The organism is Natrinema gari JCM 14663 (genome assembly GCF_000337175.1).
Classification (GTDB): domain Archaea; phylum Halobacteriota; class Halobacteria; order Halobacteriales; family Natrialbaceae; genus Natrinema; species Natrinema gari.
This window is the reverse complement of record NZ_AOIJ01000051.1, coordinates 238,312-260,777: the sequence shown is the minus strand read 5'-3', so window position 1 is coordinate 260,777 and position 22,466 is coordinate 238,312. Positions and strand designations below refer to the sequence as shown.

25 protein-coding genes are annotated in these 22,466 nt (G+C 64.8%); 14 read left to right on the top strand and 11 right to left on the bottom strand.

Annotation, left to right across the window (positions count from 1 at the left end; all coding sequences use genetic code 11):
- Positions 1 to 42 precede the first annotated feature (42 nt).
- Positions 43 to 1,236 (bottom strand): MFS transporter, encoded by a 1,194-nt coding sequence (locus C486_RS11060; protein WP_014862905.1) that lies wholly within the window; start codon positions 1,234 to 1,236, stop codon positions 43 to 45.
- A gap of 223 nt (positions 1,237 to 1,459) precedes the next feature.
- On the opposite strand from C486_RS11060, the gene C486_RS11055 reads away from it, so the two are divergent.
- The 5 genes from C486_RS11055 to C486_RS11035 all read left to right on the top strand — a co-directional run bounded on the left by C486_RS11055 (position 1,460) and on the right by C486_RS11035 (position 5,532).
- A complete protein-coding gene (locus C486_RS11055; RefSeq protein ID WP_008456105.1) occupies positions 1,460 to 2,245 on the top strand; it encodes an alpha/beta fold hydrolase in 786 nt (261 codons plus the stop codon).
- A 294-nt stretch (positions 2,246 to 2,539) separates the two neighbouring features.
- Positions 2,540 to 3,796 (top strand): class I adenylate-forming enzyme family protein, encoded by a 1,257-nt coding sequence (locus C486_RS11050; RefSeq protein ID WP_008456103.1) that lies wholly within the window; start codon positions 2,540 to 2,542, stop codon positions 3,794 to 3,796.
- 160 nt (positions 3,797 to 3,956) lie between these two features.
- Positions 3,957 to 4,694, top strand: a complete 738-nt coding sequence (locus tag C486_RS11045) for a type 1 glutamine amidotransferase (RefSeq protein ID WP_008456101.1) — start codon at positions 3,957 to 3,959, stop codon at positions 4,692 to 4,694.
- A 122-nt stretch (positions 4,695 to 4,816) separates the two neighbouring features.
- Positions 4,817 to 5,095 (top strand): hypothetical protein, encoded by a 279-nt coding sequence (locus tag C486_RS11040; RefSeq protein WP_008456099.1) that lies wholly within the window; start codon positions 4,817 to 4,819, stop codon positions 5,093 to 5,095.
- Positions 5,092 to 5,532: a type II toxin-antitoxin system VapC family toxin gene (locus C486_RS11035; protein WP_049910441.1), complete on the top strand. Its 441-nt coding sequence runs from the start codon at positions 5,092 to 5,094 to the stop codon at positions 5,530 to 5,532. The genes C486_RS11040 and C486_RS11035 overlap by 4 nt, the downstream gene beginning before the upstream one ends.
- 79 nt (positions 5,533 to 5,611) lie before the next feature.
- Here the strand turns inward: C486_RS11035 and C486_RS11030 are convergent, their stop codons facing one another.
- A complete protein-coding gene (locus tag C486_RS11030; RefSeq protein WP_008456094.1) occupies positions 5,612 to 7,816 on the bottom strand; it encodes a (Fe-S)-binding protein in 2,205 nt (734 codons plus the stop codon).
- Positions 7,817 to 7,997: 181 nt separating this feature from the next.
- On the opposite strand from C486_RS11030, the gene C486_RS11025 reads away from it, so the two are divergent.
- Positions 7,998 to 8,588 carry a hypothetical protein gene (locus C486_RS11025; RefSeq protein WP_008456093.1) on the top strand — a complete coding sequence of 197 codons (591 nt, stop codon included), beginning with the start codon at positions 7,998 to 8,000 and terminating at the stop codon, positions 8,586 to 8,588.
- A gap of 181 nt (positions 8,589 to 8,769) precedes the next feature.
- Positions 8,770 to 9,456 (top strand): CRISPR-associated protein Cas4, encoded by a 687-nt coding sequence (locus C486_RS11020; protein ID WP_008456090.1) that lies wholly within the window; start codon positions 8,770 to 8,772, stop codon positions 9,454 to 9,456.
- Positions 9,457 to 9,481: 25 nt separating this feature from the next.
- On the opposite strand, the gene C486_RS11015 is transcribed toward C486_RS11020, so the two are convergent.
- From C486_RS11015 to C486_RS11000, 4 genes are all read right to left on the bottom strand, one after another.
- A complete protein-coding gene (locus C486_RS11015; RefSeq protein ID WP_049910439.1) occupies positions 9,482 to 9,694 on the bottom strand; it encodes a hypothetical protein in 213 nt (70 codons plus the stop codon).
- A 114-nt stretch (positions 9,695 to 9,808) separates the two neighbouring features.
- Positions 9,809 to 10,396 (bottom strand): L-threonylcarbamoyladenylate synthase, encoded by a 588-nt coding sequence (locus C486_RS11010; protein ID WP_008456087.1) that lies wholly within the window; start codon positions 10,394 to 10,396, stop codon positions 9,809 to 9,811.
- Positions 10,397 to 10,450: 54 nt separating this feature from the next.
- Entirely contained in the window at positions 10,451 to 10,966 is a 516-nt protein-coding gene (locus C486_RS11005) for a redoxin domain-containing protein (protein ID WP_008456086.1), read from the bottom strand.
- The gene (locus C486_RS11000) at positions 10,966 to 11,271 is read right to left on the bottom strand and encodes a glutaredoxin family protein (protein ID WP_049910458.1); all 306 of its coding nucleotides are present in this window, start codon (positions 11,269 to 11,271) and stop codon (positions 10,966 to 10,968) included. The genes C486_RS11005 and C486_RS11000 overlap by 1 nt, the downstream gene beginning before the upstream one ends.
- Positions 11,272 to 11,383: 112 nt before the next feature.
- Here C486_RS11000 and C486_RS10995 point away from each other — a divergent pair, with 112 nt between their 5' ends.
- Positions 11,384 to 12,787: a hemolysin family protein gene (locus C486_RS10995; RefSeq protein ID WP_008456080.1), complete on the top strand. Its 1,404-nt coding sequence runs from the start codon at positions 11,384 to 11,386 to the stop codon at positions 12,785 to 12,787.
- 5 nt (positions 12,788 to 12,792) lie between these two features.
- On the opposite strand, the gene C486_RS10990 is transcribed toward C486_RS10995, so the two are convergent.
- The gene (locus C486_RS10990; protein WP_008456078.1) at positions 12,793 to 13,533 is read right to left on the bottom strand and encodes a hypothetical protein; all 741 of its coding nucleotides are present in this window, start codon (positions 13,531 to 13,533) and stop codon (positions 12,793 to 12,795) included.
- Positions 13,534 to 13,582: 49 nt separating this feature from the next.
- Positions 13,583 to 14,779, bottom strand: a complete 1,197-nt coding sequence (locus C486_RS10985) for an inorganic phosphate transporter (protein ID WP_008456077.1) — start codon at positions 14,777 to 14,779, stop codon at positions 13,583 to 13,585.
- A 188-nt stretch (positions 14,780 to 14,967) separates the two neighbouring features.
- Between C486_RS10985 and C486_RS10980 the strand changes: the two genes are divergently transcribed.
- From C486_RS10980 to C486_RS10965, 4 genes are read left to right on the top strand one after another with little or no spacing between them, the layout of a single operon-like run.
- Positions 14,968 to 15,795, top strand: a complete 828-nt coding sequence (locus C486_RS10980; RefSeq protein ID WP_008456074.1) for a basic amino acid ABC transporter substrate-binding protein — start codon at positions 14,968 to 14,970, stop codon at positions 15,793 to 15,795.
- Positions 15,796 to 15,809: 14 nt separating this feature from the next.
- Positions 15,810 to 16,673, top strand: a complete 864-nt coding sequence (locus C486_RS10975; protein ID WP_008456072.1) for an amino acid ABC transporter permease — start codon at positions 15,810 to 15,812, stop codon at positions 16,671 to 16,673.
- Positions 16,670 to 17,515 carry an amino acid ABC transporter ATP-binding protein gene (locus tag C486_RS10970; RefSeq protein ID WP_008456070.1) on the top strand — a complete coding sequence of 282 codons (846 nt, stop codon included), beginning with the start codon at positions 16,670 to 16,672 and terminating at the stop codon, positions 17,513 to 17,515. Before C486_RS10975 ends, C486_RS10970 begins: the two co-directional genes overlap by 4 nt.
- Positions 17,508 to 18,557, top strand: a complete 1,050-nt coding sequence (locus C486_RS10965; protein WP_008456068.1) for an amino acid ABC transporter permease — start codon at positions 17,508 to 17,510, stop codon at positions 18,555 to 18,557. Before C486_RS10970 ends, C486_RS10965 begins: the two co-directional genes overlap by 8 nt.
- Positions 18,558 to 19,236: 679 nt before the next feature.
- On the opposite strand, the gene C486_RS10960 is transcribed toward C486_RS10965, so the two are convergent.
- A complete protein-coding gene (locus C486_RS10960; protein WP_008456067.1) occupies positions 19,237 to 19,959 on the bottom strand; it encodes a DUF5828 family protein in 723 nt (240 codons plus the stop codon).
- A 126-nt stretch (positions 19,960 to 20,085) separates the two neighbouring features.
- The gene (locus C486_RS10955; protein ID WP_241432496.1) at positions 20,086 to 20,763 is read right to left on the bottom strand and encodes a hypothetical protein; all 678 of its coding nucleotides are present in this window, start codon (positions 20,761 to 20,763) and stop codon (positions 20,086 to 20,088) included.
- Between the two features lie 274 nt (positions 20,764 to 21,037).
- Here C486_RS10955 and upp point away from each other — a divergent pair, with 274 nt between their 5' ends.
- Together upp and C486_RS22655 are read left to right on the top strand one after the other, a co-directional pair.
- Positions 21,038 to 21,715: a uracil phosphoribosyltransferase gene (upp, locus tag C486_RS10950; protein WP_008456063.1), complete on the top strand. Its 678-nt coding sequence runs from the start codon at positions 21,038 to 21,040 to the stop codon at positions 21,713 to 21,715.
- A 213-nt stretch (positions 21,716 to 21,928) separates the two neighbouring features.
- The gene (locus C486_RS22655) at positions 21,929 to 22,162 is read left to right on the top strand and encodes a cupin domain-containing protein (RefSeq protein WP_338042897.1); all 234 of its coding nucleotides are present in this window, start codon (positions 21,929 to 21,931) and stop codon (positions 22,160 to 22,162) included.
- 55 nt (positions 22,163 to 22,217) lie between these two features.
- On the opposite strand, the gene C486_RS10945 is transcribed toward C486_RS22655, so the two are convergent.
- The gene (locus C486_RS10945) at positions 22,218 to 22,424 is read right to left on the bottom strand and encodes a YgaP family membrane protein (RefSeq protein ID WP_008456057.1); all 207 of its coding nucleotides are present in this window, start codon (positions 22,422 to 22,424) and stop codon (positions 22,218 to 22,220) included.
- Positions 22,425 to 22,466 lie beyond the last annotated feature (42 nt).

The window sequence follows — 22,466 nt, the reverse complement described above, 5'->3', positions numbered from 1 at the left end:
ATCGTACGCCCCGAGCCGTGTGTCCGTTCGACGAGACGCCGGTTACGAGACCTCCGAAAACGTGAGCAAGCCGAACGCGGAGACACCGAGGGCGAAGGCGGCGATCCCGGCGACGAGGAGCGTATTGGCGTACCCGACGATCGAGGCGACGGCAACGAACACCGGCGGGCCGACAGTCGTTCCGAACTGCAGCACGCTCGTTCGGATACTCATAATACCGCCACGGAACGCATCGGGGGCGAGTGTGTTCAGTGCGGTATCAGTAATCGGCTCCGCAAACCCTTGCCCGATACCGAACAGGAACAGCGCGCCGGCAAGGACGATGACCGAGTGGGTGAGTGCGGCGAGTGTCATCCCGACCCCGTAGGTCACGAAACCGAGCGTGATGAGCCGCGGAGGTGAGAGATGGCGAATGAGACGTGACGACTGCGAGGACGTCAGTCCCATCGTGACTGCCGGGAGTCCAAGCAACAGCCCGATCGTTCCGGACGAGAGGCCGTAGGATTCGTCGAGAATGAACGGGATGACAGTGAGCTGTGCGCCGTAAAGGATCAGAAAAATGCCGAACACAGCCGCATACAGCCCGATCGCTCTCCACAGTGGGACCGCTTGGATCGCGTTAGCGACGTAGGCGAGGCCGGACGAACTGTCGCTTCCCTCGGGTTCAGTAAGGATCGCGGAGCCGGCGATCGCGACGACGATCCCGAGCCCGAAACAGGCGAACGGGGCCGCCCACGAGAGCAGTGCGAGGCTCCCACCCAGGAAGGGGTAGCCGGCCGCGCCGATGGCGAGGATCGCCGCGTTCAATCCGATGAGGCGGCTCCGTTCGGCTCCCGAAAACAGGTCACCGAGCAACGTTACGGTGAGGCTCATAATCGCACTGCCGGCGATTCCCTGGACGACGCGGAGGCCGAGAATAGTCGTGAAGCCGCCGACGAATACGATTGCAATGCCACTCACGCCGAACAGGAACAGCGCCGGGACGAGGACGCGCTTGCGACCAACGCGGTCGGCGACGAGTCCGACGAACGGTGTCAGCACGACACCGGGCAAGGTAAACGCCGAAATGAGCAGGCTGGCCTGACTCGCCGAAATGTTCCACGCCGTCTGAATCGTCGGCAGTACCGGGCTGATCAGGGAGACGCCCATGACGCTCACGAGCGTACTCGCAAAGATGATCACGACCGTCCGTGATTGCTGCGTGTCCGTCAGCGGAGGAGAGATATGTGTACGCATAGACGTTGTTGCTTGACACGTGCCTGCGAAAAATGCATCGAACAGTGACTTCTACCGTCGGCCCTCCACGGCTGGGTTCGTCTTTACAGCCGGGGGCGGCAGTTTCACGGACCCGGTTCACGGCCGCGCTTGCTCGGCGTAGGTCCCGTCGTCACGCGCCCAGTGACGCGCGTCATCGATCGGAACCGAAACCGTCGCCTTGCTCCACCCGGATCGTCCACGTATGCCGACCGCATCGAACGGAGCCGTCTCGCTGTACTACGACCGCGCTGGCGAGGGCGACCCCGTTGTCTTCGTCCCCGAAGCGGGTCTCGGCGGCTGGCTGTGGGGCTGGCAACACGCCGCCGTCGCCGGCCCCCACGAGGCCATCGTCTGGGACCTCCGTGGAACGGGGCGTTCCGATTCGCCGCCCGGTCCCTACGACCTCGAGACGCTCGCCGCCGATCTCGAGGCGGTGCTGGCCGACTGCGACCTCACCTCCGCGCACCTCGTGGGCTGTGGCCTCGGTGGGGCAATCGCGCTCGAAGCCGCCCGAACCTCGAGTCGCGTCGCGACACTGACGCTGTTCGGCACGGCGGCCGAGGGCGCGGCGGTCGACCTCGAGCCCCTGTTCGCGCCGCCGGACGACCGCGACGCGCTTCGCGAGTCGCTGACGGTGGGTCTCTCGACGGACTTTCGCGAAGCTCAACCCGACGCGCTCGAGGGGATCGTCGACTGGCGGGCCGACGGCGACGCCGACCGGGCGGGCTGGGAGGCACAGGCCGCGGCGCTCGCGGACTTCGACGCGACCGACTGGCTGGTCGAGGTGACCCAGCCGACGCGAGTGATCCACGGCGGCGCGGACGAGTTGGTGTCGCCCGCGGCCGGCCGGGAGCTGGCCCGCGGACTGCCCCGCGGGGAGTTCCGGGCGCTCGAGGGGGCGGGCCATCTCTGTTTCATCGAGCGCTCGCGGACGGTCAACGATCTGTTGTTGGGCTTTCTCGAGACGCAGACGGACGCCTCCGAGTGACTCGGTCGGGCAGCGGTGGAAGGACTCGAGAGGGAGAGTCCGCGGCGTCGGGTCGGCGACATCGACGACGACTCGAGAGATTGCGACAACAGGGTGCGCCACGTCCTCCCCAACCGATTCGCTCGCGTACCGAGGGAACTCACTCCGTTCACCCCTCGCACCGCTCGCTCATCCCTCGCGCTTCGAGCAGCGATTCGCCCCTCGCTCATCGCTGCTCAGCGCGCCGTCTCAGTAGTTCGTTCGGCTCTCGAGCCCGTGCTTGCGACTGAGTCCCACCCTACTACGTACGCGAGCGTGGAAGCGACTGCTGTGACCCTCTCGCTGGCCCGCCGGGCGGACCGCTTCCCCAATCGGACGGCGGTCGTCGACATCTCGGCGGATCGGCTGTCCGTGCCCGCGGCGACGATCCACGAGGACCGAGTCTCCTACGGCGAGCTGTCGGCGATCGCGACCCGAACCGCCGAACGCCTCGCCGCGCTCGGGATCGGTCCCGGCGACACGGTCTGTCTCGTCACCCGCAACCGGGTCGTGTCTCTGGGGCTGTTCTTCGCCTGCCGACGGCTCGGGGCGACGCTCGCGCCGATCTCACATTTCCTGACGCCCGCCTCCGTCGAACGCCCGTTCGACGTCTTAGAGCCCGAGATCGTCGTCGCGGAGCCGGCTCAGCGCGATCTCGTGCGGTCGATCCCGTTCGACCGGTCGGTGACGCTCGCGGAACTGTCCGAGACCGACCGCGCCAGTATCACGGTCGACGCCCAGCGGCCGGGCGAGTCCCCTCCGCTCGCTCTCCACGGCCAGTCGGGACGCCCGGTCGCGGGCTACGCGAGCGAGACGCTCGAGTCCAACTGCCGGACGGCGATCGCCGCGTGGGGACTGGCCGCGAACGACGTCGTTCCGCTCACGACACCGCTGGCCGCCCCGAACGGACTCGTCCGTGTCGCCCTGTCGGTGTTGTACGTCGGCGGGACGCTCCTGCTCGATCGGGCCTTCGACCCCGGCGACACCACGAGGGCCATCGCCATGGAGGATGCGACGCTGTTGTCCGGTCGGGCAACGGTCCTCCGAGATATCGCGGCCGAATCGGATTTCGACGCGGCCGCCGACGCCCTCGAACGGGCGATCTGCGAAGCGCCGGTCGACGAGGACGTGATCGAACCCTACCGGGACCGAGACGTACCGATCGCACGGGTCTACGGTCGCCTCGAGTGTCCGACGGCCACCAGCGAGGGGGTCGCTGACGATACCCGAGCCGGCGACGCCGACGACTTGCCGGTCGGCCGTCCGGTTCCGGGCTGTCGTGCCCGGCTGGTCGACGACGAGGGGACGGTCCTCGAGGGGGCAGCCGTCGGCCGCCTCCACGTTTCGGGACCGGTCGTCGCCGACGGCTACGTAACTCCTGCCGGAATCGACGACGACCAGTCGGCCGAGCCAGCTCCGCTCCCGAGCGCCGAGGACGACGACGCCGATAATCGCAGTCGGTTCACCGACGGCTGGTTCGACACGGGCGACCGGTTCCGTCGGGACGACACCGGGGGCTATCACCTGCGATGAGCCGCCGCTCGCGGGTCCGTGATCGGTGTCGATGTCACCGACTCGAGTTGCAGGACAACGGTGTGCCACTCGTCTCAGTGACTCCGATCGCCGTCGGCGGTCGCGGCAACCACGGCACCGGGCGGAAAGCCTATTCTTGTTCAGTGGGCAGTATGGCGTAATGAGTCAACCCCGAATCGCCGTCCTGAACGCGGCTCACCAGGACGCGAACACGACGCGGAACTTTCGGCGCGAACTCGACGCCTCGTTGGTGGAGTTCGACGCCACCGACGGGACGGTCCCGGACGACTTCGACTACGATGGTGCCGTCGTCACCGGCTCCCGCTCGTCGGTCTACTGGGACGACGACTGGATGCGACCGGTCACGGAGTGGGTCGACGAGGCGATCGATCGCGGCATTCCCTTCCTCGGGGTCTGTTGGGGCCACCAGTTGCTCGCCGACGTCCTCGGTGGCACCGTCGAAGACATGGGCGTCTACGAAGTCGGCTACAGCGAGATCGAACACACCGGCGAGTCGCGGCTGTTCGACGGCATCGACGAGACCTTCCGCTCCTTTACCAGCCACTCCGATGCGGTGACGACCCTCCCGCCCGGTGCCGATCCCCTCGCGGCGAACGAGTACTCCAATCACGGCTTCCGCAAGGATCGCGTCTTCGGCGTCCAGTTCCATCCCGAGTACGACACGAAAACCGCTCGCGAACTCGTCCACCGTAAGGACCTCTCCGACGACCGCCGCGAGTCAGTACTCGCGGAGATCACGGCCGAGAACTACCAGGAAGCCTGCGAAGCGAAACTCGTCTTCGACAACTTCCTCGAGTTCGTCCGCGAGGTGCGGGCGGACGGAGACGATTCCGGGGCAGACAATCGGACTGCGACTCGAGTCGCTCGCTCCGACTGACTAGCCCGTTCTACTGCTCGACCGTCCTTCGATAGCGACTGTAGTGTTCTGAATTCGCCTGTCGGAAGCCATTGCTCGTAGCGGGAGAACAGTTTTCTCAGTGGAGTCCGCTACTAGCGCATATGAGTACCTCGATCAAGGTTACGGATATCACGAAATCACACCTCGAGGAACTTCAAGCAGAGATTCGACTCGAGACGGGAACGAACGTGACTCAACAGGACCTCCTCGAACGGATCGTTACGAACACGTACGAATCGAAAGACGAGATAATCGACTCCTATCGGGACGATTTCGAGCCATTGTCGGAGGACGGGATCGATCGGTGGCTGTCCGGAACCGTCGACTCAGGTATCGAGACGACGGAAGAAGACATCGATGCGGTTCTGTACGGCGAATGAGCGTATTTATCGACACTGGTGTTTTCTTCGCGCAGCATGACCGTGCCGCAGCGAGACATGAAGCGGCAGCCAATGCAATGCAGACAGTCCTCGCAGGCAATCTCGGCCGTCCATACACGAGCGACTACGTGATCGACGAATCGATCACGCTTACCCGGAAACGAACAGGTAGCTACGACGCCGCGTGGACTATCGGACAGCGGATCCTGGGCCGTAGTGGATACCCGGATCGGATCGAACTACAGCAGACGACACCGGAACTGTTCGAGGAGACGCTCGAAACTTTCGAGAACTATGGGGATCATTCGCTCAGTTTCACGGACGCGAACACGATCGCGATCGTCGAGCGGCACGGTATTGATTCCGTTCTCAGCTTTGACGACGACTTCGACGGGCTCGTCGATCGAATCGACCCGACGATGATCAGCGACGACTAACGGTACTCTCTCGTTCGAATTCTCCCGCTTGGCCACGAACCGAATCCGAGTCGTCGGCTACGGACGACCGGAATAGCGGTCAGTCCGCAGCGACTTCGACCTGCGCTTCGTCTGCCTTGCCGATGGCCTCGACGATGAGTTCGGCCACGTCGACGATCTCGATCTCGTCCTCGAAGTCGCCGGTCTTGCGGCCGTCCTCGTACATCGTCATGCACATCGGACAGGCGACGACGAACTTCTCGATCCCGCTGCCGGCGTCGGTGTCCTCGAGCGCCTCGCGGATCCGTTCCTCGCTGGGCTTGGGTTCTTCCTCGAAGTCCATCCAGAGGCCGCCGCCGCCGCCGCCACAGCAGAAGGAGTTACTGCGGTTGCGGGGCATTTCGTCGAGGGTACAGCCGGTCGCTTTGATGAGTTCGCGCGGGGCCTCGTACTCGTCGTTGTATCGGCCCAGATGACACGGGTCGTGGTAGGTGACCGTGTAGTCGAGTTCGGTCCCGTTCAGGTCGAGTTTGCCCTCTTCGACGAGTTCCTCGACGGCCTGGGTCCAGTGGTAGACGTCGATTTCGCCGTCGTCGTTCCACTGCTCGTCGTACTCGAATGGCATCATCGGGTCGTCGGCGAACTCGTCGAAGTTGACCTCCGGATACTCGTTTTTGAACGTGTTGTAGGAGTGGGGGTCCGTACAGACTATTTTGTCGAACTCGCAGTCCTCCCACGTCTCGACGTGGTGACCTGCCAGTTCGACGTAGAGCAGTTCCTCGCCGACCCGTCGGATGTCGTTGCCGTCGAACTTCTCGTCGTCGAAGAGGATGCCGAAGCTGACGTCGGCCTCCTGCAGAATGGTCGCCAGCGAGCGGGCGACCTGCTTGTTGCGCTCGTCGTAACTCGGGAAGTCGCCGACGTACCAGAGGTAGTCGACTTCCTCCTCGCGGGCGTCGGTGACGTCGAACTCGAGTTCGTCGGCCCAGTCGCCCCGGTTGCGCGGCGAGTCGCCGAAGGTGTTGCCGTTCTGCATGACGTTCTGGAAGACGTCTTGCATGCTCGAGGAGACATCGCCCTGATCGGTCTGCTGGCGGTTGAGCCGGGTGAAGCTCTTGAGGTGTTCGATCTCGACGGGGCAGGCGTCCATACAGGCCATACAGGCCATACAGGAGTCCATCGTCTCTGAGTTGATCACCGAGGTGCCGCCGTCGGCGATGATCGGTTTCTCCTCGCCGCCGGCGGCCAGCTCCTCCCGGTAGGATTTCAGGTCGAGGATGACGTTCCGCGGGTCGAGCGGGCGGTCGGAAGCCTTGGCCGGACAGACCGACGAACAGCGACCGCACTTGGTACAGGCGTCCTGATCGAGGAGTTCCTTCCAGGTGAAGTCGTCGATGGAGTCGGCGTTGGTCGCGTCCAGGTCCGACGGGACGTTGGGCAGGCGCTGCCCTGCTTTCTCGTCGCGCGTGACGACGTTCGCAAAGGAGGAGATCATGTGGAAAGGCTTGGCGTAGGGAATCCACGCGATGAAAAAGAAGGCGAGCAGCGAGTGGGACCACCACGTGAGCCAGTGGAGCGTCTCGGCGTTGGCACCGAGGTTGGCGGACGCGCTGTACTCGGGACCGGCGGCCACTGCGGCTTCGGTGCTCGGGAGACCGATCCCATCGAACGCCGTTGCGAGTCCGTAGCCGACGAAGCTCACGATTTCGTGGTCCGGAATCCCGGCGATATAGATCCGGAACCCCTCGAGCAGGAAGCCGCCGATGCCGAGCGCGAACAGCGTCCAGATGAAGATATCGTCTTCGTTGGATGTGTGCCGATCCCAGAGACGGGTGTTGCGGACCCAGTAGCGGCGGTACATCGCCATTCCGATGCCGACGACGAAGAGGAGTCCCAGCGCGTCGACCATGAACTGGTAAGCGAGATAGAAGTCACCGTTCCAAAACGACATGTGGAGGAGTTTCTTCGCGGCGTACTCCTCGGCCATCAGGATGAGCGTCGCGACGAACAGCGTCAGGAAGCCCCACAGAATAAACGAGTGCATCAGACCGCCGTAGAGGTCCCTGTTGAACTGTTTCTCGTTCGAGAGCACGATCTTGGTTGCGCTCACGACGCGGCTCTGCAGGTCATCGAGCCGGGGGAACGAATCGTCGTCCCCCGCTGCGTAGCGGGCGAACCGCTGATAGACGCCGTAGGTGAAGACGGCGATGGCGGTAAACGCAAGGAAGTAAAACACCGCGTACTCGACGCTGGTGATTCCCCAGTACGTTTCCCTGGCCACGTCCGACTGTGCGAGGGCGTGCATGTCCAATGACGGGGAGGGCTGTAACTTAATTCTTGCCACACCGTCTGGACGACAACCCCGACGCCGTCTTGCGAAAATTTCCTCACTATTTCGAGTTTATAATTGTCGACCGTGTGTGACTCGGCCGCCCAACGTGATCTGGCAACAGGCTTAAATAGACTCCCGTCTGGAGTGTCCACCCATGAACGAGAAAACCGAGGAACTCCGAGATATTTTCACCGACGTCACTGACGGCGAGGAAACCGTCACCGAATCGCAGGAGAACACCCGCGGGTCCCTCGAGCGAGACGAGCGGTCCGACGCGGACCGACTCGAGAGCGTCGTCCAGCAGATGCGCGAGCGCTACGAGTTCGAGACGGAACTCTCGGACGACGAACTAATACGGGTCGCCAGAGCCTTCTACGACGACACCAGCGATGCGGCAATCGCCGACGAACTCGGCGTCGAGGCGGCCGAGGTCTTCGAGGCGCGACTATCGCTGCATCTCGTCGGGGAGGACGACGCCGACGAGGTCGATCTCGCGGCGATCCGCGACCGTGAGGCGGACGACACGACGTTGGCCGCGGAGTACGACGTCAGCGAAGCCCAGATCCGTCGCTACCGCCGCGTTGCCGATGCGGAAGACCAGTCACGAGCCGCGAACGACCGCTATCGTGACGAGTTCGACAGCATCCTCGCTGACGCCGACCTCTCCGAGCGCATGACTTCCGACCTCCGCGAGGACGGTCTCGAGGACGCGACGGAGGGCATGGAGACCGACGTGGACTTCTGAGGCTGATTTCGTCCGCGATCGTGTGAGCAGGCGTCGGTCTCCCGTGTCTGAGAATCAACGCGTCGCGGGATCGTCGCCATCCTCGCTCCTCCGTCGGGTTCAATCGCGGCTGTACCGATCCGTTCTCCGAGGACCGCCGCCGCGACGAGACTTCTTATACGAAGCCGCGACCAGACGGGGTGTGACACGGACTCCGGTTTCGTTTAGCGATCTGCGGACCGCCGCCTACTGTCCGCGGAAGTGTTACTACCAGCGACGGCTGCCGGACGAGGACCGCGAGCCGCCGCCCGAGGTCGAGTCGATTCGGGCACTTGCGACCCGGTACGACGACCTGCTCGAGTCCCCGCTGGGGGCTCTCGAGGAGGAACCGATCGCCGTTCCGGCCACTCGCTACCGCGATCGGTTGGGTGCGACCCGCGAGCGACTCGCCGACGCGGGCCACTGGGACCGGCTCTGTACCCCCGTTGACCGAGCGGTGTTCGCGACCGGTCGCCACTGTCGTGGCGTTGTTCATAAGGTTCTCGCCGATCCGCTCGAGCCGACGCTGATCTCGTCGGGACGACCGCCCGAACACGGCGTCTGGGAACCCCAGTCCGTCCACGCGGTCGCGGCCGCGAAGGCGCTGGCCTGGGAGCACCAGGAGACGGTCGACCGGGCCTGGCTCGAGTATCCCGCCTACGGCGTGATCCGCTCGTTCGAACTGACGACGCGGCGGACGGCGCAGTATCGGAGCGCACTTCGGGCGGTCCGCGAGTTGGATGGCCCACCCGCGCGAACGACCAACCGCTCGAAGTGCGAATCCTGCGAGTTCGTGGCGGAGTGTGGCGTCAAGATGCGGACGCTCCGATCGTTGTTAGGGATCGAGTAGCCCACATGGGCTCGCCTCGAGAGACCTACCGATCCAGCGCGACTTTCAGGAACGCGGTCCCGGCGGCGAAGACGAGACCGAAGACGAGGCCGACCGGTGCTGCACTCGCGAGCGCTCGATCGGCGATCACGAGTTGGCTCACGGTATAGCCGAGCCCGGGGACGGTGATAGCGAGGACGAACCACAGCACTGGATGCGTCCGAACCCACGACTCGGTGTGTTGGGAACGACGGTGCATGCGGTGACGTACGAAACATGTTGGCCCGAAATCAAATAATTTTCCCATCTGAGCGGTTCGCGAGCGGCTTCCACCGTCGGATCGTCCCAGCCCGCTGTCGAATTCGTCCCGCCGTCAGTGGCGCTCGAGCCAGGCGTCGATCTCGTCGGCCTGCGCTCCACGGCGGTGGATCGTCCCGCTCGAGACGTCGACGACGGTACTCTCGGTCCCGCCGTCGGTTCGGCCGCCGTCGAGGACGACCGCGGCCGCTTCGCGGATTTCGGGGTCGAGGTCGTCGAGTCGGCGGGCGCTCTCGCGGCCGCTGACGTTCGCGCTCGTCGCGGTGATCGGCGTGCCGGCTCGCTCACAGAGCGCGAGCGCGAGGTCGTTGTCGGGGATGCGGACGCCGACGCGCTCGCGGCCCGCCGTGAGTTCGTCCGGGACGGCCGCCCGTCGCCGACAGAGCACCGTCACGGGCCCGGGGAGGAACGTCGCCATGAACCGCCGCTCCCGGTCGGTCGCACGGACGTACTGCAGCGCCGACGGCACCGACGGCACGGCGAAGGAGAGCGGTTTCGTGCGGTCACGGCCTTTGACCTCGAAAATGCGCTCGACGGGCTCTGGCTCGAGCGCCGCTCCGCCGAGGCCGTAGACCGTTTCGGTGGGATAGACGACGAGGGCCCCCGATTCGATCGCGTCGGCCGCGCGGTCGAGTTCGCTCATTCGGTTCGAAGTCGGCGGATGTCGAGCAAAAAGGTATCGTTCGGGTTCGAGCCCTTACTCGAGGCCGAGTTCCGATTCGAGCGCGTCGTAGTCGGGGAAGTCGGGCCAGTCGGTGGCGACCCACGCGCCCTCGACCGTGCGGTCGTCGTCGAGCGCGAAGAAGGCGACGCGGGGTTCGCTGATACCGGTCATCCCGTCGAGATCGTGGTCGACGCCGTACGACGCCGCCACCCGGTTGCTCGGGTCGGCGAAGAACGCGAACGGATACCCGTTGTCGTCGAGGTAGCGTTTGATGCCGTAGGGTGTCGAGGCCGTGACGCCGACGACCCGGCCCGCGCGGTCGTCCCAGTTTCGCTCCGCGAGTTCGTCCCAGACGTACGTGGCGAGGAAGGACCCAGTCATCGGCGTGAAGACGAGGACGGTCGGTCCGTCGGTCTCGCTGACGAGCCTCGAGAGCGTCCGGTCCTCCCAGAATTCGTCGGTGACGAGCGGCCGGGTGAAGTCGGGGGCTTCCGCGCCGGGGTCGGGGTGGTCCGCCGGACCCAACTCGACGACATCGAACGCCGGCATCAGGCGTCACCTCCGGCGCTCGCCGCGGCCGCGTCGGGGCGGTCGCCCGCGCCATAGGTGGCCTCGAGGTAGTCGGCGATGTTGGCGCTTTCCGCCATCGTGACCCCCGTATTCTCGTCAACCACGACGGGAACGGTCCGGACGCCGGCGACGCGTTTGACGACGTCGCGGTCGGAGTGCATCGGCTCGACGAACCGCGAGCGGTACGCGAGGTCGTACTCGTTTAGCAGCCGGGTGACGCGCTCACAGTACGGACAGCCCTGCAGTCGGTAGAACGTGATCGGTGGCTCGCCGGTCTCGCTCATGGCCGCCTGTACGGGAAACGGCCGGGTAAACGTGTCGTCGCCGGTGTCGATGGCCATGTGTCGGTGGAAAATGGGAAACGGTTAACCGATCCAGCCATAACGCTGTATATCAATGGCGTTGTCTCCGCTGTTTGCGGTCCCGTTGGCCGCCTACGAGGTCCCAGTCGTGGGTGTCGGGTTCGATCAGTCCACAGTGACGGTGCTCGGAGTGGTCGCTATCGCGGCCCTCATTGGGCTCTCCGCGTTCTTTTCCTCGTCGGAGATCGCGATGTTCAACCTTCCGAAACACCGCCTCGAGAGGATGATCGAGGATGATATCCCGGGTGCGAGCCTGGTCAAGGGACTCAAGGACGACCCTCACAGGCTGCTCGTGACGATCCTGGTCGGCAACAACGTCGTCAACATCGCGATGTCCTCGATCGCAACGGCGATCCTGTCGATCCACTTCGGGGGGCTGGCCGGCGTCTTGCTGGCGACGTTCGGGATCACTGCCCTCGTGCTCCTGTTCGGCGAGAGCGTTCCCAAATCCTACGCCGTCGAGAACACGGAAGCGTGGTCGATTCGCATCGCGAGACCGCTGAAGGCCACGGAGTACCTCCTCTTTCCGCTGATCGTCCTTTTCGATTACCTCACCCGACAGATCAACAAGCTCATCGGGTCGACGGGCCCGATCGAGTCGCCGTACGTCACCCGCGACGAGATTCAGGAGATGATCGAGTCCGGCGAACGCGAGGGCGTCTTAGAGGAGGAAGAACACGAGATGCTCACGCGGATCTTCCGCTTTAACAACACCATCGTCAAGGAGGTGATGACGCCGCGTCTCGACATGACGGCGGTCCCGAAAGACGCCGCTATCGACGAAGCGATCGAGACCTGTATCCAGAGCGGCCACGCCCGCATTCCGGTCTACGAGGGCAGCCTCGACAACGTGCAAGGTGTCGTCCACATCCGCGATCTGGTGCGGGACCTGAACTACGGCGAGGCGGACGACGGCGAACTCGAGCTCGCGGACCTCATCCAGCCGACGCTGCACGTTCCGGAGTCGAAGAACGTCGACGAACTCCTGACCGAGATGCGGGAAAACCGGATGCACATGGCGATCGTCATCGACGAGTTCGGGACCACCGAGGGGCTGGTGACCATGGAGGACATGATCGAGGAGATTATCGGCGAGATCCTCGAGGGCGGCGAGGAACAGCCCATCGAGGAGATCGACGACGACACCGTCCTCGTCCGCGGGGAGGTCAACATCGAGGACGTCAACGAGGCGCTCGATATCGACCTGCCCGAGGGCCAGGAGTTCGAGACCATCGCCGGCTTCATCTTCAACCGCGCCGGGCGGCTCGTCGAGGAAGGCGAGGAGATCACCTACGACGGCGTTCGTATCACCGTCGAAGACGTCGAAAACACCCGAATCATGATGGCCCGGCTGACGAAACTCGAGGCGGCGGAAGGCAGCACCGAAGAGCCGGACAGTGAACCCGCACGTGTTGAACCCGATGAAAACGACGAGTGACTGCGTTACTCCTCCGAACCGACGAGCGCCCTGACATCGCGTGCGACTGCCGGCGGAACGACGACCCGGCGTGGGCCCTGGACGTACTGATTATCCGGTTGTGCGTACCTGAGATTCAGGACGGTTGCATCCCCGATCTGTCGGGCCGAGACGGTTTCGATCATCGCGAGATCGATTCGCTGTTCGGGTTCGTAGAGGTAGATCGTCCCCTCCTCGCGGTCGAGTGCGCCGACCGACTGCAGGAACGAGGCGAGGACGAGTGCGATGAGGGCCCCCGGAATCAACAGGGCGGCAAGCCCGGTGAACGGGCCGGCACCGACGGCCAGCAGTTCGTTTTGCGAGACGTACCGCCCGATACCCATCAGTACGCCGATGACCATTCCCATGACGACCGTGCCGACGGCGGCGTCGACTGCACGATCCAGGCTCGTTCCCGTCGGTGCGTCGATGGGGAGTCCATCGGCGATCCGCGCCAGGTGGGCCTCGGTGTGGCTCGAGGCGGCCAGTGCGAGAACGGTCACCGCGAACGCCGCGATGGCAGCGAGCACGACGGTCCCGCCGGGATCGCCCGCAGCCTCGCTGCCGAGCCTGTACAGTCGCCAGCAGACGACGGTCCCGATCGCGGCGAAGAAGGTGCCGACGCCGAACGCCCACAGGAGTCGTACGGTGTGTGAGGTACTGGCATCTCGACGCCACTGTATCGTTTCGTCGGCGGTGTCGGTGCCGTCGACGGCGTCCTCGTCCATGCGTCGAACTCACGACCTCTCGGGTAAAGACCGTTCGATGTCGCATCGATCAGAGCACGAGCGCGGCGACGGCGGTGTAGCCGATAAAGGAGACGGTGACCGCGCCGGCCAGCGAGCCGACCCACGCGAGGACGGTAACGCCCATCTTCCGTGCGCTGACGCCACCGCCGGCACCGGCCGCGGCGTAACCGCTCCCGATGATCGCACTGACGATGATCTCGTTGAACGAGACCGGGATGCCGTAGAAGACGGCGGCCTGCGCGATGATAAACGAGGGGATGAGCGCGGCGATCGACCGCCGCGGCCCCAGCGAGGAGTAGTCCTGCGAAATGGCCTTGATCATCCGCGGCGCGCCGGTCCACGAGCCGACCAGGAGACCGAACCCACCGCCGACGAGCATCGCCAGCAGCGGGAGGTCGAGCTCCCCCGACAGGGGAATCAGCGGCCCGATCGCCAACCCCACCTGACTGCCGCCGGCCGAGAAGGCGACGAGCCCCCCGAGGATGAGCAGGAAGTGGCGTTCGCCTCGCTCCGTCCCGTTTCGAAGGTCGACCCCGATCGCGACCGCCCACAGCGCCGCGATCGCGAGCGTCGCGAGGGCGGTGCCGGCGACCGCCGGACCCGGAAGCGACGTGCTCGAGGCCTGTGCGATCGACGCGCCGCCGCCCCCCGACGAACCGAGGATCGCGAACTCGATGTTGGCGACGATCGCGCCGACGACGGCGGCCAACACGATGATGAGGGACTCCTCGGCGATCACCTCCGAGCGGAGCGCGCGGGCGACCGCGTAGGCGATGGAGCCGCCGACGAACGGCGTCAGAACCCACAGCGTCGCGATTTCGGTATACTTCGCCCACGCGGGGTCGCCGCCCATGGCGAGCCCGGTTCCAATGACCGCACCGGTCACCGTAAACGCCGTCGCGATCGGGTAGCCGGTGAAAATGCCGATCGCCACCAACCCGGCTGCGATAAGCAGGGCGAGCGTCGCGGCCACCGACGAGAGCGTGACGTCACCGGCGATCAGTTCCGTGCCGACCGCTTCGGAGACGTTCGCGCCCTGGAGGACCGCCCCGGCGAAGCCGAGCAGGCCGACGAGAAAGCCGGCCCGCATCACCGAAATCGCGTTCGCGCCGACCGCCGGCGCGAAGGGTGTCGAGCCGCTCGAGCCGGCACCGATCGCCCAGGCCATGAAGAGACTCGCGACTGCGGCCACGGCAAAGGTGCCGAACGTGGCGATATCGACCATCTACTGGGTCCCTATTAGCGGCCCCTACAAGTGTGTGCCGACCTCCCGCTGCCGGCAGAGCGGACGGCAACACACGGTCGGGACCCGTTCGATCCGCTCACGTCCCTCTCGTTCCCACCCGGCCGTCGATCGCCTCCTCGTTCGACCCGTATCTTAACACATAAACCATTGCTATTCTAGTGCTGGGTATGGAGACCACGGAACGGACGGACGACACGGATGCGCTCGACCGCCGCCAGTATCTGAAACTATCGGGTACTGCGGGAATCGCTGTAACTGGACTCGCCGGCTGTCTCGAGGGCAGCGGCAGCGACTCCCCGGACCCCGACGACGAGAACGTGATCGTCCCGGGAACGGCCGCCGGCTTCCCGCCGTTCGAGATGAAGCGGGGCAGCGATCTGGTCGGGTTCGACATCGACCTGCTCGAGGCCATCGTCGGCGAGACCGAGTACGAACTGGCCGAGTGGCAAGACCAGGGGTTCGATGGGCTCCCGCCAGCCCTCAAGGACGGCAAGATCGACGTCATTGCCGCGGCAATGACGATCAACGAGAAACGCCAGGAATCCTTCGACTTCACCGACCCGTACCACAGCGCCGACCAGGCGATTCTCGTCCGGTCCGACGGCGACTTTCAACCCGAGTCGCTCGAGGACCTGGAGGGAACGACCGTCGGGGCCCAGAGCGCAACAACCGGCGAGATGCTTGTCAAGGACTCCCTGATCGCACCCGGCGTGATCGCCGAGAGCGACTTCAACTCCTATGGCAACTACGTGTTGGCCACGGAGGAACTCGAATCCGGAACGATCGACGCCGTCGTACTCGACGATCCGGTCGCGGAGACGTTCGCGTCCGAGCGCGACGTGGAAGTCGCGTTCATCGAGGAGACCGGCGAGGAGTTCGGCTTCGCCGTCCGGCCGGACGACGACGACCTGCTCGAGGCGCTCAACGAGGGGCTGGCGGCGGTCCGCGAGAACGGCAAGTACGACGAGATCTCCGAAGAGTGGTTCAGCGGCTAACCGAGCGATCATAGATGGATCTCACGCTCTGGCTGGGACAGTCCCTGGCAGCGCTTGCACACCGGCCGGACGGAGTCCTCGCCGTCGCGGAGACGGCCCCGGCGCTGGTCGATCCGGTCGCAGGAGGGCCATTTCAGGTCGGTGACTGGGAGTTCGTTACGGCGAATGCCGACTATCTGCTCGGGGGGACGGTACTTACCGTTCTCCTCACGGTGACCAGCCTCGTGCTCGGCTTCCTGCTTGGCTTTCCCGCAGGGGCGATCGAGGTGTACGGCGACGGTGTCCTGCGGACGCTCGTCCGCAAGTTCGGCGTGGTGCTGCGCGGAACGCCGATCATCGTCATCATGATTTTCACCTACTACGTGTTGCCCATCGACATTCCGATCAATGCGATCGTCGCGGTCCTGACGGCCGTCGACACCGCACTCGGGCCGACGCCGTTTACCGTGCCGACGAGCGTGCCGGGCCCCTTCATGGCGGCGACGCTCGCGCTCGGCTTCCGGAGTGCGGCCTACCAGTCACAGATCTTCCGCGGCGCTTTGGAGAGCATCGATGAGGGCCAACTGGCCGCGGCCAGATCGATCGGGATGAGCCGCTTGGAGGGAATTCGACACGTGGTCGTTCCCCAGGCGCTCCGCCGGAGCGTCCCCGGGTTCCAAAACGAGTTCACGATCGTGCTCAAGGACACCTCGATCGCGTTCGCGATCGGCCTCGCCGAACTGCTCAAGCGCAGCCACGATCTGTTCCTCCAGCAGACCACCGCGGTCCTCGAAATCATCCTCTTTATGAGTCTGATCTACTTCGTCCTGACGTTCGTCGTTAATCGGACGCTCGACTATGGAAGCAACTACTTCGCAATTCCAGGTGACTCGTCGTGACAAATCCTCGGACGGACGACGGTGATGGACGTACAGCAGACGACCGACGCGGCGATGGCGACGAGCGGACCGCTCCGCCGTCGTCCGCGACCGCAGCGACGGACCCGCTCTTGCGGATCGAGGACCTCCACAAGTCCTACGGGGCCGAGGAGGTCCTGCGGGGCGTTTCCCTCGAGATCGATCGCGGCGATGTCGAGGTGCTTGTCGGCCCGAGCGGGAGCGGCAAGTCGACGCTGCTACAGTGTCTCAACTGCCTGACCGAGATCGACAGCGGCCACATCTATCTCGGCGACACCGAGGTGACGGCTTCGGATACCGATCCGAACGAAATCCGTCAGCAGATCGGGATGGTCTTCCAGGACATCAACCTGTTTGCCCATCTTACCGCCCGCAAGAACATTACCCTCGGCCTCCGGAAAGTCCGGGGGATGAGCGCGGAAGCGGCCCGCGAGCGGGCCGATGCCGAACTGGACCGCGTCGGCCTCGCGGACCAGGCTGACTCGTACCCGGCACAGCTCTCCGGCGGTCAGAAACAGCGCGTCGGGATCGCCCGCGCGCTGGCGATGGACCCCGAGGTGATGCTGTTCGACGAGCCCACGAGCGCGCTCGACCCCGAACTGAGCAACGAGGTGCTCACGGTAATGGACGAACTCGTCGACGAGGGAATGACGATGGTCGTCGTCACCCACGAGATGCGCTTCGCCCGCGGCGCGGCCAGCGGTATCACGTTCCTCGCCGATGGGCAGATCGTCGAACGGGGGCCGCCCGAACGACTGTTCGAGAACCCGTCCCACGAGCGGACCGCGCAGTTCTTCGAGAACATCAGCCACGACCATGACTGAGGGGACCGACGCCACAACGGCGACCGAGCGGGACCCGGTCGCCGGGACGGAGCCGGGACCGACTGCCCGTGACCGACTCCGTGGCTCGTTCGACCGCGCCGGGAACCTGCTCACGGTACTCGCCGGGCTCGTCTTTTGGGGCTGGCTGCTGGCGCGCTGGCTCTACGACTGGGTACTCGCGGGCTCGGGCATCGGCCCGGGTGCCGGCGAGGCCTTCCTCTCGCCGGCCCCGTTCGAGGCGCTGGCCGCGTCGCTTTCCTCCGCCGCTGGGTCGCTCGGGCCGCTCGGCATCCCGTTCGGCTGGCTCGCGTCCGCAGCCAACGCGGCGGCGCTCGGCGTCGAGATCGGGCCGGCGCTGGCGACCGGTGCCTGGTATACGGTCATCCTGACGCTGAGCAGCATCGTACTCGGGTTCTGTATCGCAGTTCCCCTCGCGATCCTGCGGGTCTACGGCGGCCCGCTGCGGTGGCTCGCGCTCGCGTACACGGAGCTGATCCGCGGGACGCCGCTGCTCGCGCAACTGTTCGTCCTCTACTACGGACTACCGCTGTCAGCTTGGCTCAACGATCTTTCCATCGTCGGACGCGGGTTCGTTCCCGGGTACGCGTTCTGGATCGCCATCCTCGGATTCACGATCAACGGCTCGGCCTACCAGGCCGAGTACATCCGCGGCGCGCTCGAGACCGTCGACGAAGGGCAGTTGACGGCTGCACGCGCGATCGGGCTGTCGAAATTCGAGGGCATCCGCCACGTCGTCCTGCCACAGACGTTACGGTACGCGATTCCGGCTTGGACGAACGAACTCGTCTACCTCATCAAGTACTCCTCGCTGGCGGGGTTTATTACGGTGCCCGAACTGTACTATCGTGGCAGCGACATCGCCTCCTCGACCCTCGAGTACACGTCGGTCTTCGGGCTGCTCGCGATCGTCTATCTCGGCCTGGTGCTGTCGGCGACGAACGTCATGGGCCGCGTGGAACGCCGCGTCGCAGTCCCGGGACTCGGCGGTGCCGAGGGTCGCCAGCAGGAGCCGACCGAGTAGCGGCTTCGCTATCGATTCGCCGCTCGAGTCGACCCTGCTTGCCCACGATACGAACCGGCTCGCGATCCCGACCACCAGCACGCTTGCGAACGTGGCGACTTACTCGCCCGGCTCGGCATCGGCCGCGCGTGCTCGAGAAAGAACGCCCTGTGTTTGTACAGGACCCACAGCCCGACCAGCCAGAGTGTTATAGCCGTCATGACCCCGAGTAGTAGGTCACCATCGTCTTGGACAGTCCCCGAGTCGAGAATCCCAACACCCCCCGCTGTAATGTGGAAACTCCAGCCGAGGAATCCACCGGCGAGACCGACCGGTCGGCCAGTGATGAGCGTCCAGCCGATTCCGACTGTACAGACACCGACGACGATTGCCGGCCCGTTCTCCAGCGGGCTCACAATGCCTTGACTACCGATCCGCAGTCCGTTGAGAAGGACTAACCAGCCCAGTATGCCGACGCTGAACGGTGTCTCGTTCGTATTCGGCTCGAGCAACCGCTTCGCGTCGTGGGTCTCGTCAGTCCCATCGTCACTCCGCGTTTACTGTCACGACGGACACTCCGGAAACATATTAACTATATCATTTAAAAACATAGTCAACTACGTGGGCTGCGATCGATGCGTCTCCGTCGCTCTCGAGGGCACTCCCGGCGGACATCCTTCACTCGAACCGGTTCGAGCGGTCAGTTCGTCGTCGATTTCGAGCTGTCGCCGTTATCCGGCGGCGGCTCTGCGCCCTCGATCGCTTCGGCGGCGTCGGTGTTTTTCTCGACCTCGACGTGCCAGCGGTCGATCTCGTCCTCGTATTCGGCGAGGCGGTCGGAGACCTCCTCTTTCAGTTCGTCGTCGTTGACGTTGACCTCGAAGACGAACTGTTCGCCGTTGCCGCCGTTGCGCGTCGACTGCTGGACGTTGGCACTGACGAGTTCGTTGTCGAAGTAGTAGGGCGCGAGCTGGGTCATCACGTTCTGATAGACCGTGTCCTCGACGCGGCGCAATGCCTTCCGACTCGCCGAATCGGCCGCCCGCGCGACGTAATCGACCGACTGCTTCCAGTTGTCGACCGCGGCCTCGGCATCGTCCTCCTCGAGTTGCTCGTAGGACTCCGAGAGTTTCTCCCCGGCGGTCTTGATGTCCTCGTCCGGCTCTTTCCCGGCTCTCTCGCCTTTTCCCTCTTCGACGCTGGCCTGGTCCGCTGTTTTTTCGCTGACGTCGGAGTCGAGGGTTTCGTGGGCTTTGGGACGCCACTCTTCCCACTCCTCAAAGGCACGCGCGAAGCGCGCACCGGTCTCTCCGTCAGGATCGTGAACGTCGACGTCCCGAAGCGCGCGCGTGATACGCTCGCCATGTTCGACGATGTCGCCCCAGTCACCGCGAACTTTGAACCCCGAGATGCTCTCTTCCATTCGGCTGGCCGAGTGGTAGCGTGCGGATAGGTATAAACTTCTCCCGTCGACCGCTTGGACGGGGGTGGTCAGCAGGGAGCGACCGCTCCCCGGTCGTTGCCTCGCTCGCCGTCTACTGGCCGCCGATTATCCCCTCGTCCGCCCGCCGCTTGGCTGCTGTGTTGCCATTCGCTGCCCACCCATCTGCTGGCCGCCCATCTGTCGGCCGCCCTCGACCGTCTCGAGCAGCGTCAGACAGGAGTCCATCGTGCGATCGATCGCCGCGATCGTCTCGGCGACGTGCGAGTGCTGCTGGAACTGCCGGAGTTCGGGCAGGCTCTCCTCGGCGATCCGGACGAACGTGTCCGCGACCTCGGGGCCGAACATCGAGTCGCGCGCGATCAGCTTCTCGTTGAACGCGGCCAGTTCCGCGATGTCACGACAGATCGCCGCACACGTCGCGAGCTGTGGGCCCTCCGACGCACACATCTTCGCACACCAGTCGGCGATGTGCGACAGTTCCGTGAAGTCCTCGAGCGCGATCCGAAGCTCGTTGGTGAGGTGGTTCTCGAACGACTGCCGGCCCTGGGCCTCCTGTCCGGCCATCGCTTGGCCGGAGGGCTGTTGCCCGCCGCTCATCGGCTGTTGGCCGCCGGCCGTCGGTTGCTGTTGCCCACTGGTCATCGGTTGCTGTCCGCCACCCATCGGCCGTGGCTGTTGACCGCTCGTTCCCTGGTTGCCGCTCATCGGCCGCTTGCTGGGCATTCGTGTCGGCTGCTGTTCGGTCCGTCCTTGCCGTTGCTGTTGCTCGTACTGGTGTCCCATCGTAGTTCAGTGCCCGTGATGAGGCATCGAGCGCTACACCGGTGGGTCGATTAAACCGGACCCACTGTTACGATCGTTTCCGGCCGCAAACCGCCGTTTTCACCTCGTGACGACGACACGCGAACGCGGATCGCTGGTCCATCGACGGCCCGGTAACAGCGGATTAGCGGTTTCAAGACGGTATTTCCCGCGCCTCCACCAGCTCGAATCGCGAGCCGACACGCGGTCGCCGGTGATCGACACTGTGAACTACCCGGCGGGTGGCTGTACGGGTATGCCGATCGAAAACCGGGACAACGCCTATCTCATTACGCATGGACTGGCGAAGGACACGCTCTCGCGCCTGCGCGATGTCGAGACCGAGCAGGTCAGCTTCCGGAAGGGGCTGGTCAAACTCGGCCGGATCTGTGGCTACGAGATCATCGACGGTCGGATGGAAACCGAGTACGTCGAGATCGAGACGCCCCTCGAGCAGACGATGGGCGAGCGCGTCCGCGGGCTCGACGATGTCGTCATCATCAACGTCTTGCGCGCGGCGACGCCGTTCGTCGAGGGACTGCTGAAGGCCTTCCCGCGGGCGCGACAGGGTGTCATCAGCGCGAGCCGCGACGAGGAAGCCGGCCGCGCGGAGGACGGTTCGTTCCCGATCTCGGTCGACTACGTGAAACTCCCCGAGATCCACGAGGAGGACACCGTCATCATCGCCGATCCGATGCTCGCAACGGGGAGTACGATGTGTACCGTCCTCGAGCACGTCGTCGAGAACGCGGTCCAACCGGAGAATCTGATCGTCCTTTCTGCGGTCTCGGCACCGGAGGGGCTGCTTCGAGTCAACGACGAGTTCGACGAGGCCGACCTGCTGACGGTCTCGATCGACGACCGCCTCGACGACGACGGCTTCATCGTCCCCGGCCTCGGCGACGCCGGTGACCGCGCGTTCCGGACGACCTGAGTGCTCGACTGCCAACTGTCGGCGAGCGAACGGGTAGTGACGGACTTTTGCGGGTCGCCCCGAACTAACCGCCTCTGGAGTACGATGTCGTCGATCCTGACGGCCTCGGGTGAGTCGCCGAATGCTTCTGCGACCTCCGCCGACTGAACGAGGCGGCGGGGTTGAACACCGTCGCGATCAACCGTTCGACGCGGAGTCGGACGAACTGTTCCGCTGGCCTGCCACGTCCACGAAACGCAGGAGGAGGCGTTTCTCGTCCTCTCGGGAACGCTTCACGTCGAGACGCCGGCGGGAGAATGCGTCGTCTCCGCAGGCTCGATGTTCGCGGCCCAGCTAGACTCGCCACACCGAGCGTACAATCCCGACGACGCCGAGGGATCGGTCTCGGTCGTCGCCATCGGCGCACCGTCGGTCGACGACGTCGCGCCCTCCGATCCCGCCGAGTAAGCAGTCGCTCGTTCTCGTGACGCCTCCCGCTTCTCAGTTCGCATCGATCGCACCGCTACGACGCGTCCGTCTCGACGGTATTGATTCCCAGCACGGCGTTGACCGGACACCGCTGGATGACCGTCGTTGCGAGGAGATCGCTGCCGGCGATAAACGCCAGCGTTCCGAGCGTGTGTTGCCGGTGTCGATAGCCCAGCGAGAGCAGTATCGCTGCGAGGATGACCCGTCCGATGCGGTCGGCTCCGCCGACGTTTCTGTCCATGTTGAAACGACGAACGTGAGCGTACGTATAGCTGCTCCCTCA